At 48.3% G+C, this 13,621-nt stretch carries 19 protein-coding genes; all 19 read right to left on the reverse strand.

Features of this window, described 5'->3' with window-relative positions:
* Positions 1-181: 181 nt before the first annotated feature.
* Positions 182-565 carry a DUF302 domain-containing protein gene (locus GJ1_RS13030; protein WP_066233175.1) on the reverse strand — a complete coding sequence of 128 codons (384 nt, stop codon included), beginning with the start codon at positions 563-565 and terminating at the stop codon, positions 182-184.
* Positions 566-646: 81 nt separating this feature from the next.
* Positions 647-1,429, reverse strand: coding sequence for a sulfite exporter TauE/SafE family protein (locus GJ1_RS13035; RefSeq protein WP_066233177.1), 783 nt, complete (start codon positions 1,427-1,429; stop codon positions 647-649).
* 66 nt (positions 1,430-1,495) lie between these two features.
* Positions 1,496-2,632, reverse strand: coding sequence for an MBL fold metallo-hydrolase (locus GJ1_RS13040; protein WP_066233180.1), 1,137 nt, complete (start codon positions 2,630-2,632; stop codon positions 1,496-1,498).
* Between the two features lie 74 nt (positions 2,633-2,706).
* Complete coding sequence (locus GJ1_RS13045; protein ID WP_066233183.1) at positions 2,707-3,276, reverse strand: sulfurtransferase TusA family protein; 570 nt, start codon at positions 3,274-3,276, stop codon at positions 2,707-2,709.
* A gap of 23 nt (positions 3,277-3,299) precedes the next feature.
* A complete protein-coding gene (locus GJ1_RS13050) occupies positions 3,300-3,596 on the reverse strand; it encodes a rhodanese-like domain-containing protein (protein WP_066233186.1) in 297 nt (98 codons plus the stop codon).
* A 12-nt stretch (positions 3,597-3,608) separates the two neighbouring features.
* The gene (locus tag GJ1_RS13055; protein WP_066233189.1) at positions 3,609-3,974 is read right to left on the reverse strand and encodes a rhodanese-like domain-containing protein; all 366 of its coding nucleotides are present in this window, start codon (positions 3,972-3,974) and stop codon (positions 3,609-3,611) included.
* Between the two features lie 25 nt (positions 3,975-3,999).
* Positions 4,000-4,482 (reverse strand): DsrE/DsrF/DrsH-like family protein, encoded by a 483-nt coding sequence (locus tag GJ1_RS13060; RefSeq protein ID WP_066233192.1) that lies wholly within the window; start codon positions 4,480-4,482, stop codon positions 4,000-4,002.
* Positions 4,483-4,532: 50 nt separating this feature from the next.
* Positions 4,533-4,760, reverse strand: a complete 228-nt coding sequence (locus tag GJ1_RS13065; RefSeq protein WP_066233195.1) for a sulfurtransferase TusA family protein — start codon at positions 4,758-4,760, stop codon at positions 4,533-4,535.
* Positions 4,761-4,864: 104 nt separating this feature from the next.
* Complete coding sequence (locus GJ1_RS13070; RefSeq protein WP_044731118.1) at positions 4,865-5,125, reverse strand: metal-sensitive transcriptional regulator; 261 nt, start codon at positions 5,123-5,125, stop codon at positions 4,865-4,867.
* Positions 5,092-5,484 (reverse strand): rhodanese-like domain-containing protein, encoded by a 393-nt coding sequence (locus tag GJ1_RS13075; protein ID WP_083509998.1) that lies wholly within the window; start codon positions 5,482-5,484, stop codon positions 5,092-5,094. Before GJ1_RS13075 ends, GJ1_RS13070 begins: the two co-directional genes overlap by 34 nt.
* Positions 5,485-5,573: 89 nt before the next feature.
* Entirely contained in the window at positions 5,574-6,143 is a 570-nt protein-coding gene (locus GJ1_RS13080) for a class I SAM-dependent methyltransferase (RefSeq protein ID WP_066233200.1), read from the reverse strand.
* A 95-nt stretch (positions 6,144-6,238) separates the two neighbouring features.
* Positions 6,239-7,366: an MBL fold metallo-hydrolase gene (locus GJ1_RS13085; RefSeq protein ID WP_083509999.1), complete on the reverse strand. Its 1,128-nt coding sequence runs from the start codon at positions 7,364-7,366 to the stop codon at positions 6,239-6,241.
* 46 nt (positions 7,367-7,412) lie between these two features.
* Positions 7,413-7,658 (reverse strand): glutaredoxin family protein, encoded by a 246-nt coding sequence (locus tag GJ1_RS13090; RefSeq protein WP_066233206.1) that lies wholly within the window; start codon positions 7,656-7,658, stop codon positions 7,413-7,415.
* Positions 7,659-7,681: 23 nt separating this feature from the next.
* Entirely contained in the window at positions 7,682-8,071 is a 390-nt protein-coding gene (locus tag GJ1_RS13095; RefSeq protein ID WP_044731114.1) for a DsrE/DsrF/DrsH-like family protein, read from the reverse strand.
* A gap of 203 nt (positions 8,072-8,274) precedes the next feature.
* Positions 8,275-9,537, reverse strand: coding sequence for a glycoside hydrolase family 18 protein (locus GJ1_RS13100; protein ID WP_066233239.1), 1,263 nt, complete (start codon positions 9,535-9,537; stop codon positions 8,275-8,277).
* 388 nt (positions 9,538-9,925) lie between these two features.
* Entirely contained in the window at positions 9,926-10,297 is a 372-nt protein-coding gene (locus GJ1_RS13105; RefSeq protein ID WP_373278042.1) for a YidH family protein, read from the reverse strand.
* A gap of 18 nt (positions 10,298-10,315) precedes the next feature.
* Positions 10,316-10,870, reverse strand: a complete 555-nt coding sequence (locus GJ1_RS13110) for a TlpA disulfide reductase family protein (RefSeq protein ID WP_066233208.1) — start codon at positions 10,868-10,870, stop codon at positions 10,316-10,318.
* 93 nt (positions 10,871-10,963) lie between these two features.
* A complete protein-coding gene (locus GJ1_RS13115; protein WP_066233210.1) occupies positions 10,964-11,671 on the reverse strand; it encodes a cytochrome c biogenesis CcdA family protein in 708 nt (235 codons plus the stop codon).
* Between the two features lie 543 nt (positions 11,672-12,214).
* Positions 12,215-13,444 carry an MFS transporter gene (locus tag GJ1_RS13120; protein ID WP_066233213.1) on the reverse strand — a complete coding sequence of 410 codons (1,230 nt, stop codon included), beginning with the start codon at positions 13,442-13,444 and terminating at the stop codon, positions 12,215-12,217.
* Between the last annotated feature and the right edge of the window lie 177 nt (positions 13,445-13,621).

The raw sequence follows: 13,621 nt of genomic DNA on the forward strand, positions 1-13,621 counted from the left end.
CAAAAAATCCGCCAACTTGATGAACTCGTCAGTAGCCAGTTAAGAAAAGAGCGGCTCGGAGATATTGTTTGACCGCTTGTCTCACATTAACGTTCTCCCTTAACAAACGCAAGGCGCCGCCAACCATGTACGTTCCAAATAGAAACAGCTCACCCTTTCAGACAGGTGAGCTGCTTGCGTGTCAGCGGCATCGGTCAATGCAAGCGATTAACCGCTTCTCAATGTCGGCCGCGATTTCCTTAATCGCCGGCTCGTTTACCATGCCAACGAGCATCGTCGGTTTCGGCATGCCGATTTTCGTTGTGCCGTTTTCTTGGTAGACGACGAGCTTGCACGGCAAAAAGTAGCCGACAAGAACGTTTTCATTTAGCACCCGCGCCGCTTCTTGCGGGTTGCACACTTCCAAAATGACCATCGGCGTGGAAAAGTCCATCCCTTTCTCCTGTAGTTTCTCGGTCACGCTAAACCGCCATAACACGCCGAACCCTTCTTTTTTCAAGCTTTCTTCTAGACGCTGAATGGTTTTCTCCATACCCGCCTGCACGTCAACCGTATAATGGAACATCCTCGTTTCTCCCTTTCCCATCATGATTTCGCTGTTTATCATTCCCTAATCACGCCGGAGCTATCACTAAAGCCGTTTGGATTACAAAATATCCATCCAAATTTTCACTGCGGTCGCTAAAATCAGCACGGCAAGAATCACTTGCAGCACTTTTGTGTTCATTTTTTGCCCCGCTTTCGCCCCTAACGGCGAGGCAAGCAGGCTCGCTATGACCATGATGAGAGCCGGAAGGTAATCGACTTGGCCGGTGGCGATTTTCCCGAACGTGGAGCCAATTGAGGAAATGAATGTCACCGCCAATGAGGTGGCGATCGTCATTCGCGTCGGGATTTTCAGGACAACGAGCATGATCGGCACAAGCAGAAAGGCACCCGCCGCCCCGACAATGCCGGAGCCGACGCCGATCAGAAATGCCAAGGCTGCCGCCAACCATTTGTTGAACGTCACTTGTTCAATCGGAATGTCATCGATCCCTTTTTTCGGCACAAACATCATGATGGCTGCTAACGCCGCCAAGACGCCGTAAACCACGTTAATCGTTCCTTCGCTCATCAGCTTCGAGCCATAGCCGCCGACAAAACTGCCGATAAGGATGCTCACCCCCATATATAGAATCAGCGATTTGTTCAAATAGCCGCTTTTTCGATACGCCCATACACCGCCGATCGTGGCGAAAAATACTTGCACCGCGCTGATCCCCGACACTTCATGGGCGCTGAACGCCGCCAGCCCAAACAACGGCGGAAGATACAACAACATGGGATATTTAATAATCGATCCGCCAATCCCGACCATGCCAGAAATAAACGAGCCGATAAAGCCGATTAAAAAGATGACAATCATAAACGCAAGCGAAACATCCATCAACGATCCCTCCATTTTGTTTTAAAAAGGGGACGATGCACGTCCCCCATAATCTGTGTCGCTCCTTTATGCATGGGTATGATGCAGTGCACAACGGTTTGGACCGATCTCAAGCTCCCGTTGCGTTTCGATATCAACGGTTTTGAGCCCGCGGTTGATGGCGACAATGTCTTCAAAGTTCGGCGGTGTTTCCGTATTGGCGCTTTGGATGACAAGATCGATAAATTCGTCTTTTGGTTTGTTTTGCATCATCTCATTGCGCGCGCGGATGCGGCCCAACGTATCGCCAACATACCCCTCCGCATTGATTTCTTCATCTAAATTGGCGTAGTGAGCCGGCAAGACGATCACATCATCGGCCATGGCCGCGACTTTTTCATACACGGTGTCATACAAATCCGCCGCCCATTCCGCCACCTTGCCGCCAAGGTCCGGCCGACCGAGTCCGCCGACAAAGATGGTGTCGCCGGAGAACAGCCATTTGCCGTTGACAAAGAAGGAGACGCTGCCCGGCGTATGCCCCGGTGTTTTCACTGCCAACACTTCCAAATGAACGTTTTCGAAGTCGATCGTTTCATGTTGCTCAAGCGGCTCGAAATCAAACACCGCTCCTTCGCTTTTCATCAAGTAGTAAGCAGCGCCTGTCCGTTCCGCCAGCGCCTTGCCGCCGGACAAGTGGTCGGCATGCAAGTGCGAGTCCACGATATGAGTGATCTTTACCCCTTCTTGTTGGGCCACTTGTTCGTACACGTCAATAAACCGCAGCGGATCGACGACAAGCGCTTCGCTTCCGGAAAGGACCATATACGACAGGCAGCCTTTGCCGACGCGGATGAATTGGTAAATTTTCAATTGATCGTCTTCGTATACTTTGGCTTGATGGAGATGCTCGCTCCACGCTTGCATTCCACCAGCGAGCGTATAAACGTTGTCAAACCCGGCTTCCGCCAGCTGTTCGGCGACAAATTCCGATGACCCGCCTTTCGCGCACACAACGACGATGTCTTTGTCTTTCGGAAGACGGTCGACAATCGAGTCAACCCCATCGATCAACTCAAAATACGGAACGTTCAAATACTCAAAGTTTTCCCCTTCGATTTTCCAATCGCGAAAATCACTTTCGTTGCGAACATCCAAGATGAACAGCGATTGTTTGTTTAACACCTTTTCCGTCATTTGTTGCACCGTCATTTCTTTAACCATAATTAACATCCTCCCTCTTTGATGATATTAATATACCCTACAGAGTATATTTTTTATCCAAAAAGGCCGCTCAATTACGATTGAGCGGAATCGAGCGGCCCGTTCCATTGCGACATGCCTGGAACGACGTTCCGCACATGTTCGAATCCTTGCTCGGCCAGCTTTTGCGCGGCTAAATCACTGCGTGTTCCTGTGCGGCAAACGACGTAAATCGTTTTGTCTTTCGGAAGTTCCTCCATCCGGCGATCAAGCTCTCCAAGCGGGATCGAAACCGCGCCCGGAATATGGCCAAACGCGTACTCCGCCGGTTCGCGGACATCCAAGACAAACGTCTCGGGATCATGAAGCTTTTCTTGCAGTTCTTCGTTGGAGACGACATGCGGAAATGCCGTTTCGCTGCGCGTTTCATTCTCCGTTGACTTGCGGATGTAATGCTTCAGGACACCGTCTTCTTCAATCGTTCCCAAATATTGATGCCCTGTGCTTTCCGCCCATGCTTTGATATCGGCTTTGGAACCCTTATCCGTCGCCTGCACTTCAAGCACTTGGCCCGGCTCCAATTCGTTGATCGCCTTTTTCGTGCGGACGATCGGCATCGGGCAGGACAATCCTTTCGCATCGACGGTCATATCGACTTTGATCATTTGCTGATTCCCTCCTTGACTGTTTATTCGACAGGCCCTTCCCAGGCAAGCATGCCGCCTGTCATGTTAACGACGCGGTAACCGCGGCTGTCAAGAAACTCCGCCGCACGGCCGCTTCGCCCGCCGGAACGGCAGACAAGAATATATTCTTCATTTTTGTCCAGTTCATGCATGCGAAACTCGATCAAACTGAGCGGAATGTTGATCGCTCCGGGAATTTTGCCTGTGGCGACTTCATCCGGCTCGCGCACGTCGATGATGTGAAGAAGTTCTCCCGCGCGAAGCTGTTCCTCCACTTCTTTTGGCGTGATCGTTTTCATCGTCATCCTCCTCTACTGCCAAGCGTTTAGGCCTCCTTTGACGTTTGTCACAGAACGAAATCCAAGCTTCTTTAAGACCTTGCTCGCTTTTTGGCTTCGCATCCCGCTTTGGCAAATGACAATGACTTCTTTCTCCTTGGATAATTCATGGGCACGCGCTGTTAATTCATGAAGCGGGATGTTCCGAAACCCCGGCAAATGATAAGAGCGAAACTCCATCGGCGTACGCACATCAATATATTGCACGCCAGGTTGTTTCAGCCGCCGCTTTAATTCAGCCGTTGTGATCATTTGCACCCCTCTTGGGGGAATGAAGCGGCTAGCGAGAAACCAAGCAAGCAAAACGAACAGGATAATGTTGATCACTGTTTGTGCCATACGATTCCCTCATGAGTCAAGATGATTAAATGAATAAGTTCACATTTCCTTCGGAAGCGTCAGCCAAATACGCAGCCACCCCAGCAAACTCAATGCCATCGATCAATTCCTCCGGCTTCAGCCCAAGCAAATCGACAGTCATTTGGCAGGCGACGAGTTTCACGCCTTGCTCTTTCGCCATCTCGATCAACTGAGGAAGCGGCATGGCGTTATGTTTCTTGATCACCTTTTTGATCAGCTTTGGGCCGATGCCGGCAAAATTCATGCGCGACAGCCCCATGCGGTCCGCGCCGCGCGGCATCATCTTCGCAAACATCTTTTCGAGAAACCCTTTTTGCACCGAAACCGGCGCCTCTTTCCGCAAGGCGTTGAGCCCCCAGAACGTATGAAAAATCGTCACGTCATGATCGTATGCAGCGGCGCCGTTGGCGATGATGTAGGCCGCCATCGCCTTGTCGTAGTCGCCGCTGAACAAAATGATCGTCGTCTTTTTCTTTGGCTGTGCCATCTCGCTGCCTCCTTTCTGCATACCTATACAGGTATATAAAAACGCGAAAATTATCCTTTTTGAATCCAGAACGTCAACACACCGTTTTCCTCTTTCATATCAATGACCGTATGGCCGCTTGTTTTCGCCCACGCAGGCAAATCGTTTTTCGCCCCTTTATCGGTCGTGTGCACTTCCAGCACTTGTCCCGATTCCAATTCGTCCATTGCCTTTTTGGCTCTCACCACCGGCATCGGGCAGGCAAGTCCTTTGGCATCCAATACTTTCGCTACGTTCATTGTGATGACCTCCTTGATCTCATAAATTTTATTACCATTACCCCTATGGGTATATTACTACAAGAAAAAGAACGTTGTCAACATCTTTTTTGTTGATCAACGCATTAACGGCTTTTCACAAGCAGCTCCACCGCTTCTTTCACGAGATGATCTGTCTTTTCCCCTTTTTCCATGCTTTCACGCAGACAGTGCTCTAAATTCGTGCTGACGATCACGGCAATCGCGCGGTCGATGGCATTGCGCGCCGCCGACAGTTGGGAAACGACGCTTTTGCAGTCTTTCCCTTGTTCCATCATGCCAAGAACGCCTTTAATTTGTCCTTCAATCCGTTTTAAGCGGTTTTTGATTTCTTTATTGTATTCCATCGGTCAGTTCGTCCCCTTTCTCGGCAATCGCAAGCGGCGATCGAATAGCTTTTCACCTCATAGCCATAGCGGCGCAACAGACGGATGCCGACGTTTTTTTCGATGGCATCCTGGACGATGATATGCAGCGGCTGCCGCGGGATATGCCGAGCATGCCGTTTCAAATACGCCACTGGAATATGCAACGCTTGGCCAAATATGGGGCCATTGCTTTCATTATAATCGCGCAAGTCGACAAGAAGCAAGCCGTCCGGAACCTCTCCTACCGGAAGGCACGGAATATTTTTCACAGGATAATAGCGTCGGTACAACGCAGCCGTCAAAAGAAAAAGAAAAAATAACAAACTACTGCCTATCAACAGTTCACCCCCTCTGTTTATCCTATGCACGATCATTATATACCCCATTCAGTATAAGGGCAACAAGAATCATTTTCCTTACCAATCGGCTATTCCCAGCGAATCAAAAGACCATAGACAGCCGGGTGGAAACGGACAAGTTCCACATCGCTCGCCTTTTGTTTCATATAGGAAAGCAGTTCATCCGACGGAATCCGCTCATGAAGGGGCGGCCCCATTTCGCTTTCAACTGCTTCCCATTCAATCAAAAGAAATCGTCCATTCGGCTTCATCACGCGGCGGATCTCATCGATGGCGGCCTCTTTTTGTTCCACTTCATGAAAGACGAACGCCATGATTCCTTTATCCATCGAATGAGATGGAAGTGAAGTGGAAGAAACATCCGCCACCCGGTATTCGATGTTAGTGATTGCCAACTGCTCGGTTCGTTGTTTTAACAATTCGATCATCTCTGGCTGCACATCGACCGCGTATACTTTTCCGTTTGTCGCCTGCGCCAGCGGAATCGTAAAATAGCCATTCCCGGCGCCGAGATCAACGACCGTGTCATCCGGTTTTACAGACAACATCGAAATCGCCTGTTGCGGGTCAATCCACTCTTTCCGTTTCGGGTCAAGCAGTCGATCAGCTTTTTCATGATGAAAACGATGCCCTGCCATCTTGTTCCCTCCCATTTTCCTAATGAAATGATATCCGAAAAAGAGCTGTGAAGAAAAGAAAAACAGCCGGCAGAGAAACGCCGGACTGTTTTTCTCTACCGAACGGCGCAACGGTTTGGACCGATTTCCATCTCCCGTTGTTCGTCTTCTGTCGGATGCAGTTTCCCCATATTCGTCTGACGGATTTCCTTATAAGCATTCGGCTGCGGCGGCAAGTTTTCCGTGACAGTTCGGCGGAATTCTTCATCGCTAGAAATATTTAACCCATGGTTTTTCTCGTAAAGCACGCCTAATCGTTCCGCTACACTGCCATCTTCGTTCATTTCATTCGGGCCCATGTAGTGCGCCGGCAACACAATCAAGTCGTCGGCAAGCTGTTTGTAGCGCTGGTAAAGCGTCTCCCGCAGATCGCCAACCCAGTCTTGCGCCTTTCCTGCCAGATCCGGACGGCCGATTGAGTCGATGAACAAAATATCGCCGGTTAACAAATATTGATCGTCCACAATAAACGATGTGCTGCCGATCGTATGTCCCGGCGAATACAGCGCTTCAATCACGACATGGCCGACGCGGATGCGGTCTCCATCTTGAATCGGTGTGTAGGAGAATGTCACCTCTTCGGCGTCTTTCGGCGGCAAATAATAGACCGCGCCGAGTTCTTCGGCCAATTTGCGTCCGCCAGAAATATGATCGGCATGCAAGTGTGTATCGAGCACATGCTTGATCGCAATGCCATGATCCTTCGCAAAACGGACGTACACGTCTGTCATGCGGTTCGTATCGATCAACGCCCCCTCGCCGTTCGATTCGACGAGATACGAGAGACACCCTTTGCCGAGGCGAATGAATTGGTAAATCGTTCCTCCGTTTTTCAACTCGCCGATTTTCACTGGTTCCAAATGCTCGCTCCACGCCTTCATGCCGCCTTCGATCGAATAAACGTCCATATAGCCCGCCGCTTCCAACTGTTCGGCCACAAACTCCGACGAGCCGCCCTTCGCGCAAACGGCGTAAATCGTCTTGCTTTTGTCTTTCGGCAAACGGTCCAAATACGGTTCGATACCGTCCAACACGTCAAAATACGGAATATTGACGACCTCAACACCCTTCCCTTCAATCCGCCAATCGGCAAAATCTTCAGGATTGCGGGCATCTACAATAAACAACTCTTCACCGCGCATGATTTGATTGGCGATCTCTTTGACCGAAATCGTTTTCGTCAACGATATCCCCTCCTTCCTCCATCGTTCTATCATTCGCATGTGATTTTCAGCGATGATTCGCCTCATTCCACAACGCTATAATCGTTTCCGGATCATACCCGAGCACCCAGCGGCCGTTAATCTCGATTTGCGGCACGCCCATTTGCCCGGTCGTTTCCACCAGTCTCCGCGCCGCTTTCGGATCCAACTCAACATTCACTTCCCGAAACGGAATGCCTTGGGCGCGCAAAAAGTTTTTCGCCATTACACAATACGGGCATGTAGTTGTTGTATAGACAGTGACTTGTGCCATATTCTCCTTCCTCCTCTCCCTCATTAGAAGGCCAATGTAATGTCCGCGTCTTTCGCGAACTGCAGGAACGTCGCCGCCCCCGCTACTTCAATGCCATCGACAAATTGATCTTTGTCAAGCCCCATCACATCCATCGTCATTTGGCAGGCGATCAGTTTTACACCCATTTCTTGTGCCATTTGAAGCAATTCTTCAATCGATGGAACGTTCGCTTTTTGGAACCCTTGTTGCAAATGTTCTTTCCCTTCAGGAATCGGCAATTGCTTGTGCGCTTCTTTATGGATGAGATTCAACCCCTCAAACGTGAAGAACACCCCGACTTCCGCGTCTGCCGCCGCAGCAGCTGTCGCGATGTTGAACACCTTGTACGCATCAAACAACCCGCCATTGGCTGCAATAATCGCTACTTTCATCAAAATAACCTCCTTATGTTTTTCGTTATTATATTTTAGTGCCTGCCTCAGTTTTATACACATATACACGTTTGTAGTTATATACATATACGTGTATATGTATCACAGAAATAATATTATCGGATTGTTTTTCTTTTGTCAACAGGAAGATACACGTCCCCGAAAAAAAATGAAAAAGCGGCGAAACAAAGACCGCTTTTAAATTATACCTTTCGTACAGTAAAAAATTTTCGCAGCAGCCATGGCCCTGGCGCAAATCCTAACGCCAGCTCCCATGCACCGACGCCTGCAATCTGAAATTGGCGGGCCAATTTCATTTTCTGTCCCATGCTTCTTACATCTTCAAACCATACCTCATGAATGTTTCCAAGTTCATCAGTATATCGAAAAAACGGCGATTCATACTGAAGTGAATATTGAATCGATGATTGGTAACGCATGGCGGTTAAAACCGCCTCTTGGTTGGAGAGAGCATCCGCCGATGTCCCAGGCTGGTATGGAATGATCCAATCGTATCCATATAACGGGAGTCCGAGCAAGATTTTTTTTCGGGGGACGCGCTCGACGGCAAACTGAAGCGTCGATCTCACCTCACTAATAGGAGCGACTGGACCAGGTTCACTTGTTAAATGGTGCCAATCGTACGCCATAATAAACATATAGTCGACGACAGCGCCAATGCCGCCGTAATCGTAGCCTCTGAGCCAAGGGATCTCCTCGCTCGTTTTCGCTGGAACGGCGATTGTCAAAACATATCCAGCTGGTTTTAACCGATCGCGCAGCTGGCGCAAAAAACCAGTAAACAAATCACGATCCTCGCCGCGAACTTGCTCGAAGTCAATATTGACGCCACCATAGCCCTTTCGTGATACTAAATAAAAGATGTTCTCGACCAAATTCGCCCTTGCTTCCGGATTGTTCAGCACTTGGCTCGCCAGTCTCGTACTAAATCCTTTCGATGTTAGGTTCGTCACCACCACAATGGGCGTCACGCGGTTTTGCCACGCTGTTTCAATCGCTGCGGCGTCATCCCGCATAGTAATAATGTCGCCATTAGGGGCAAAGCGATATTCGAACAGAGCAATGTACGATGAATATGGGGCAAAATCCCGCACGAGCGCCCGATCTAAGTTCGGTTCACGGAGAGTGTAATACGCTAACGTTATGGCTTGATACCAGGAAATATCAGGAATATAAATTTTCATTCCTGGAAGCATTCTGTACGGGTCCACCGCCGGATTGGCTGCCCGCAACTGTTCGACCGTCACAAACGCTCTCCGTGCAATGGCGCTTAGCGTGTCCCCTGGCTGCACTGTATACGTATAGCTAGGAACAAGCAATGCCTGACCAGGAACAATATTCGTTTCAACTAAGCCATTGACAAGGCGCAGACGTTCCAGCGGATAATCGTATCGCCTGCTGATTGAAAAAAGCGTATCTCCAGGTTGAACAGTGTGAATAAACACGATCATCCCTCCATTGAATCAACAAAGCTTCGGCGCCGGTATGATAAATATATATATGCTTATTGCCCGCAACCGCACCTTGTCTTGCCATCTTCTGCCCCCATGTATGTACACTGCCCCCCATTGCGGCACGTATGATGCCGCTGAATCGTTTCTCCTCTTTTTTCCTTTTACTGGACATTGCCCCCCTTCTTCCTCTCTGTAAGGCAAGTGAGGGGCGTCTTGTATCGCGGACTCCTCCTTGTATGTAATCTCCAATACATCCTAGTATCGATTTGATTGAGCGAACCACGACAGTCAATTGCTGTTCTTTTGTTTTATTCATTTGCTTGTGCGCTACTCTTAACCCTAAAACAGGACAAAACAAAAAGCGGCAAAAAAGCCGCTGTTAAAGCAAGGTAAAAAAATAATATCCAAACAATCCGGTAATCAACAACAATAGAGAAGCTAAAAACCAAATTAACGGACGCGACGGCCGGAACGTTTGCTCATTTATTTGTTTCGTCTTCACGACATAACTAACGGTAGAAAACACAATCGTGCAGACGGAAATGACCACCGCCAATGCTCCGATAAGCTGAACGAGAAATGTTGACAATGCGCTCGCCGTCGCTTTTTCATGCAAATTGATCATCAAAAACGCAATCCCAATCACCGCGATCGAAGTACGAATCCAAGCAAGAAACGTCCGCTCGTTCGCCAAGTGTTGCTGAATATATTTGGAATCTTCTGTCGTCTGTCGTTTTGCCTCTCTCACCATCTCTTCCCCTTTATACATTTATTGGATCGACTTCATCTGATCCACCAGCCAGTCATAACTCATCGGTCCAATCATTTTTTTTCGTATAATCCCTTGCGAGTCAATGAGATAGCTTGTCGGAATCGCATGAGCCTGGTATTGTCGGGATACCTCTCCTTTTTCGTCAAGAACGACCGTAAATGTAATGCCATACTCCTGAATGAACCGCGCAACCTGTTCCAGCTGTTTTTCCGATTGAGTTAAATTGACCGCGACAATCTCCACCCCTTCATCTTTATATCGTTCATAAAACTTCTGCATATCCGGCATTTCCGCTCGACAAGGTGGACACCAAGTCGCCCACATGTTCACAATCACCCTTTTGCCGCGAAGGTCAGATAGTCTCACTTCCTTCCCATCAAGCGTCCGCAATGCAAAATCCGGCGCTTGATTTCCCACCTCAATCCCTTCAACGATTTCACTTTCATGTTGCGTTCCATCCTCCACCGGGGAAGCAACTTGATTCGACAACGTATCGTAAACCGCCCATCCTGCCAAAACAAGCAATACAAGCACAACAACGATTTTTCGCAACGTTTTTACTCCCTCCAGCATAATACATTGAATGGTATTCAACCAACATCCCCCGCGCTCGCTTCCGATCACAGTGAGATTTTCAGGAGGCCGTTAGAAGGAAAAGATGGAGTAGCTCGATAAAATGGCGCTGATTTTTGTCATTTTCCCTGTATAAAGCAAAACACCAAGCGCCACAAGCAGCCAACCATTGACTTTCGATAACGTCGGAAGCCAACGGTTTATATTTTTTACAATTTTTAATGATTTCGTAATCGCGAGAGAAATAAGCAAAAATGGTACACCTAACCCGAGCGAATAGAGCAGCAGAAGCCCCATTCCGCTATATAATGTTTTCGTAGAGCTAGCCAGCAGCAAAATAGACGACAGCGTCAACCCAACGCAAGGCGACCAACCAGCCGCAAACGCCATTCCAACCAAAATCGAACTTAGCAAACCGGTCGGCTTCTTCGCGCCCGCATCCCAGCGTTTTTCCTTCATCAACAACCGAAAGGAAAGAATCCCCGCCATCTGCAATCCGAATATGATGATAAACAAACCGGCTATTTTTTCAACAAGATCTCGATATTGAGCAAACATTTGCCCTATCACGCTAGCCGTAGCGCCCATCACCACAAAAATGATGCTAAATCCACCAATAAAGGCTAGAGAGCGAATGAAGATTTCCCGTTTTCCGATTTGGATTTTGTCTCCCGCGATCGGTGTGCCTGTTAAATGGGCGACGTAAGCGGGGACGAGCGGAAAAACGCAAGGAGAAAAGAATGAAAGCGCTCCTGCAACGAAAGCGAATATGACTGACATGTCGATCAACTCCTTTTTTCATCCAATGTTTCCATCGAACAGTGTGCCGTCTGTTTGACCCCCTTAGTTCTGATACGCAGTTTCCATCACTTTGCGATCATCCAAATCATCCATTGGCTAATTCCCCATATTGTGAAAAATACGTACGCATAGTTCACTTTTTCGATAGGGTTTCGTTGCCATACGGTCCACAACATGACAGCAACGGTCAAAAATAATTGGTACAAATGAATAGGATGGGAAGCAAACCAACTATGATCCAACGATGAACCGTATCGCCTTTCAAACAAATAATAAAACAAAGCGACCTCCTAAATAAATAACTATCAGCGAGTTCACTAACAAATGCATAGGGATTTTTCGGTGATAGGCGCGAAACATCGTCACGATTACAGCCGTTGCCACCCCAAGCATGACACCGCGATTTCCACTTGGCAAATACAGCACCCCGAGCGGATTGCGCCATAACAAAGAAGGGGTTGCGAACAGCGGGTAGAGCTTCCAAACAAGTCAATAGATCAACACACTTCACAGCCTACTTTGTCACGGTTTCTTCAAAGTTTCATCCATCCGCACATGTGAATAGACCCCCGCTAGAAACGGAAACAACGCTACAATCCCAATCGACCATGTCACGCCTACTACATCTGCTATAACCCCTGCGGCAAGAGCCCCAAACGCATAACCGCTATCTCTCCAAAAGCGATATACCCCCATCGATGACGCGCGCCAATTCGGTGACGCAACATCCCCGATCACCGCTTGCAAAGTCGGGTAAACCATCGCGGTACCCAAACCTAAAAAAATCGCCCCCAAGACCCATAAAGAAAAATGGTTGACAACTAAAAGAAACCAGAGCGAAAAAGCTTGCACCCACATGCCATAGGTAACCAGCTTCTTTCTTCCGATTTTGTCACTCAACGCCCCCGTGAACAGTTGAAAAAAACCCCACGCGGCTGGATATATCGCCACAATCGCACCGATCTCACTTACACTTAATCCGACTGTCGAAAAATATAAAGGAAACAACCCCCACGCCATTCCGTCTTTCAAATTAGTCGACAATCCAGAAAAGCTCGCACTAGAGAGAGTAGGATCTTTCCATGATGTCAAACGAAAGATCTCTCTAGAGGATAAAGGACGGTCTGGCATTGCCGAACCATGATCCTGAACTTGCGTCTTTAGGTGTTGTTCCGTATCCTTCACAATGAGAGACAGCAACATTCCGACCATCGCGATGCCGATTCCTACATAAAACGGTTCGGGACTTAATGAATAGCGGGAAGCCATAAATCCTGATACCGCTGCCATCATGGCGACGCCCGAGTAACCCGCAAACTCATTTAATCCGACCGCTGTTCCTCTTTGGTTCGCTTTCGCAATGTCAATCTTCATGTTCACCGTCATAGACCAAGTCAAACCTTGGTTAATGCCTAATAAAATGTTCGCAAATACAATGACCCACCACGCATGGGCGTAAATTGTAAGAATCGGCACGAAAAGACCAATCGCCCAACCGATCAAAAGGACTCGTTTTCTTCCAAATCGATCTGCAATTTGACCGGCAAAATAATTCACAATCGCCTTGGAAAAACCGAAACTAATGATAAAAGAAAGAGCGGCGCTTGTCGAAGCCAAACCAAACTGTTTCTCACCTAATAAAGGAAGGATCGTTCGCTCGATCCCTACCATTGATCCAACAAACAAATTGATCACGACTAATAACGTGAATTGAAGAAAGTTTTCCATAATCCCATTTTTCCGCTCCACCATTCGACATTCACCTCTTCTTCATCGGTGCAACCATCTCTTCTTTCCAACCAGAACGAACGGATTTGGCAAACATCATTGTGTTTCACCAGCCTTCTAAAAAGCGTATAAGCTCCTTTTTGCAAAATCGATGATGCCTGCTCTACAAGCTGAACTATGATTCCAAAATGTTCCCCACAC

It is taken from the genome of Geobacillus jurassicus NBRC 107829 (assembly GCF_001544315.1).
GTDB classification, from domain to species: Bacteria; Bacillota; Bacilli; order Bacillales; family Anoxybacillaceae; genus Geobacillus; species Geobacillus jurassicus.

Bases quoted from the DNA above. Each gene is read 5' to 3' on its own strand.
- GJ1_RS13050 (WP_066233186.1), bottom strand. From the start codon at position 3,596: ATGAAAACGATCACGCCAAAAGAAGTGGAGGAACAGCTTCGCGCGGGA.
- GJ1_RS13120 (WP_066233213.1), bottom strand. From the start codon at position 13,444: ATGGTGGAGCGGAAAAATGGGATTATGGAAAACTTTCTTCAATTCACG.
- GJ1_RS13105 (WP_373278042.1), bottom strand. From the start codon at position 10,297: ATGGTGAGAGAGGCAAAACGACAGACGACAGAAGATTCCAAATATATT.
- GJ1_RS13090 (WP_066233206.1), bottom strand. From the start codon at position 7,658: ATGGCACAAGTCACTGTCTATACAACAACTACATGCCCGTATTGTGTA.
- GJ1_RS13095 (WP_044731114.1), bottom strand. From the start codon at position 8,071: ATGAAAGTAGCGATTATTGCAGCCAATGGCGGGTTGTTTGATGCGTAC.
- GJ1_RS13055 (WP_066233189.1), bottom strand. From the start codon at position 3,974: ATGGCACAAACAGTGATCAACATTATCCTGTTCGTTTTGCTTGCTTGG.
- GJ1_RS13065 (WP_066233195.1), bottom strand. From the start codon at position 4,760: ATGAACGTAGCGAAAGTATTGGATGCCAAAGGACTTGCCTGCCCGATG.
- GJ1_RS13060 (WP_066233192.1), bottom strand. From the start codon at position 4,482: ATGGCACAGCCAAAGAAAAAGACGACGATCATTTTGTTCAGCGGCGAC.
- GJ1_RS13035 (WP_066233177.1), bottom strand. From the start codon at position 1,429: ATGGATGTTTCGCTTGCGTTTATGATTGTCATCTTTTTAATCGGCTTT.
- GJ1_RS13070 (WP_044731118.1), bottom strand. From the start codon at position 5,125: ATGGAATACAATAAAGAAATCAAAAACCGCTTAAAACGGATTGAAGGA.
- GJ1_RS13080 (WP_066233200.1), bottom strand. From the start codon at position 6,143: ATGGCAGGGCATCGTTTTCATCATGAAAAAGCTGATCGACTGCTTGAC.
- GJ1_RS13115 (WP_066233210.1), bottom strand. From the start codon at position 11,671: ATGTCAGTCATATTCGCTTTCGTTGCAGGAGCGCTTTCATTCTTTTCT.
- GJ1_RS13040 (WP_066233180.1), bottom strand. From the start codon at position 2,632: ATGGTTAAAGAAATGACGGTGCAACAAATGACGGAAAAGGTGTTAAAC.
- GJ1_RS13045 (WP_066233183.1), bottom strand. From the start codon at position 3,276: ATGATCAAAGTCGATATGACCGTCGATGCGAAAGGATTGTCCTGCCCG.
- GJ1_RS13030 (WP_066233175.1), bottom strand. From the start codon at position 565: ATGTTCCATTATACGGTTGACGTGCAGGCGGGTATGGAGAAAACCATT.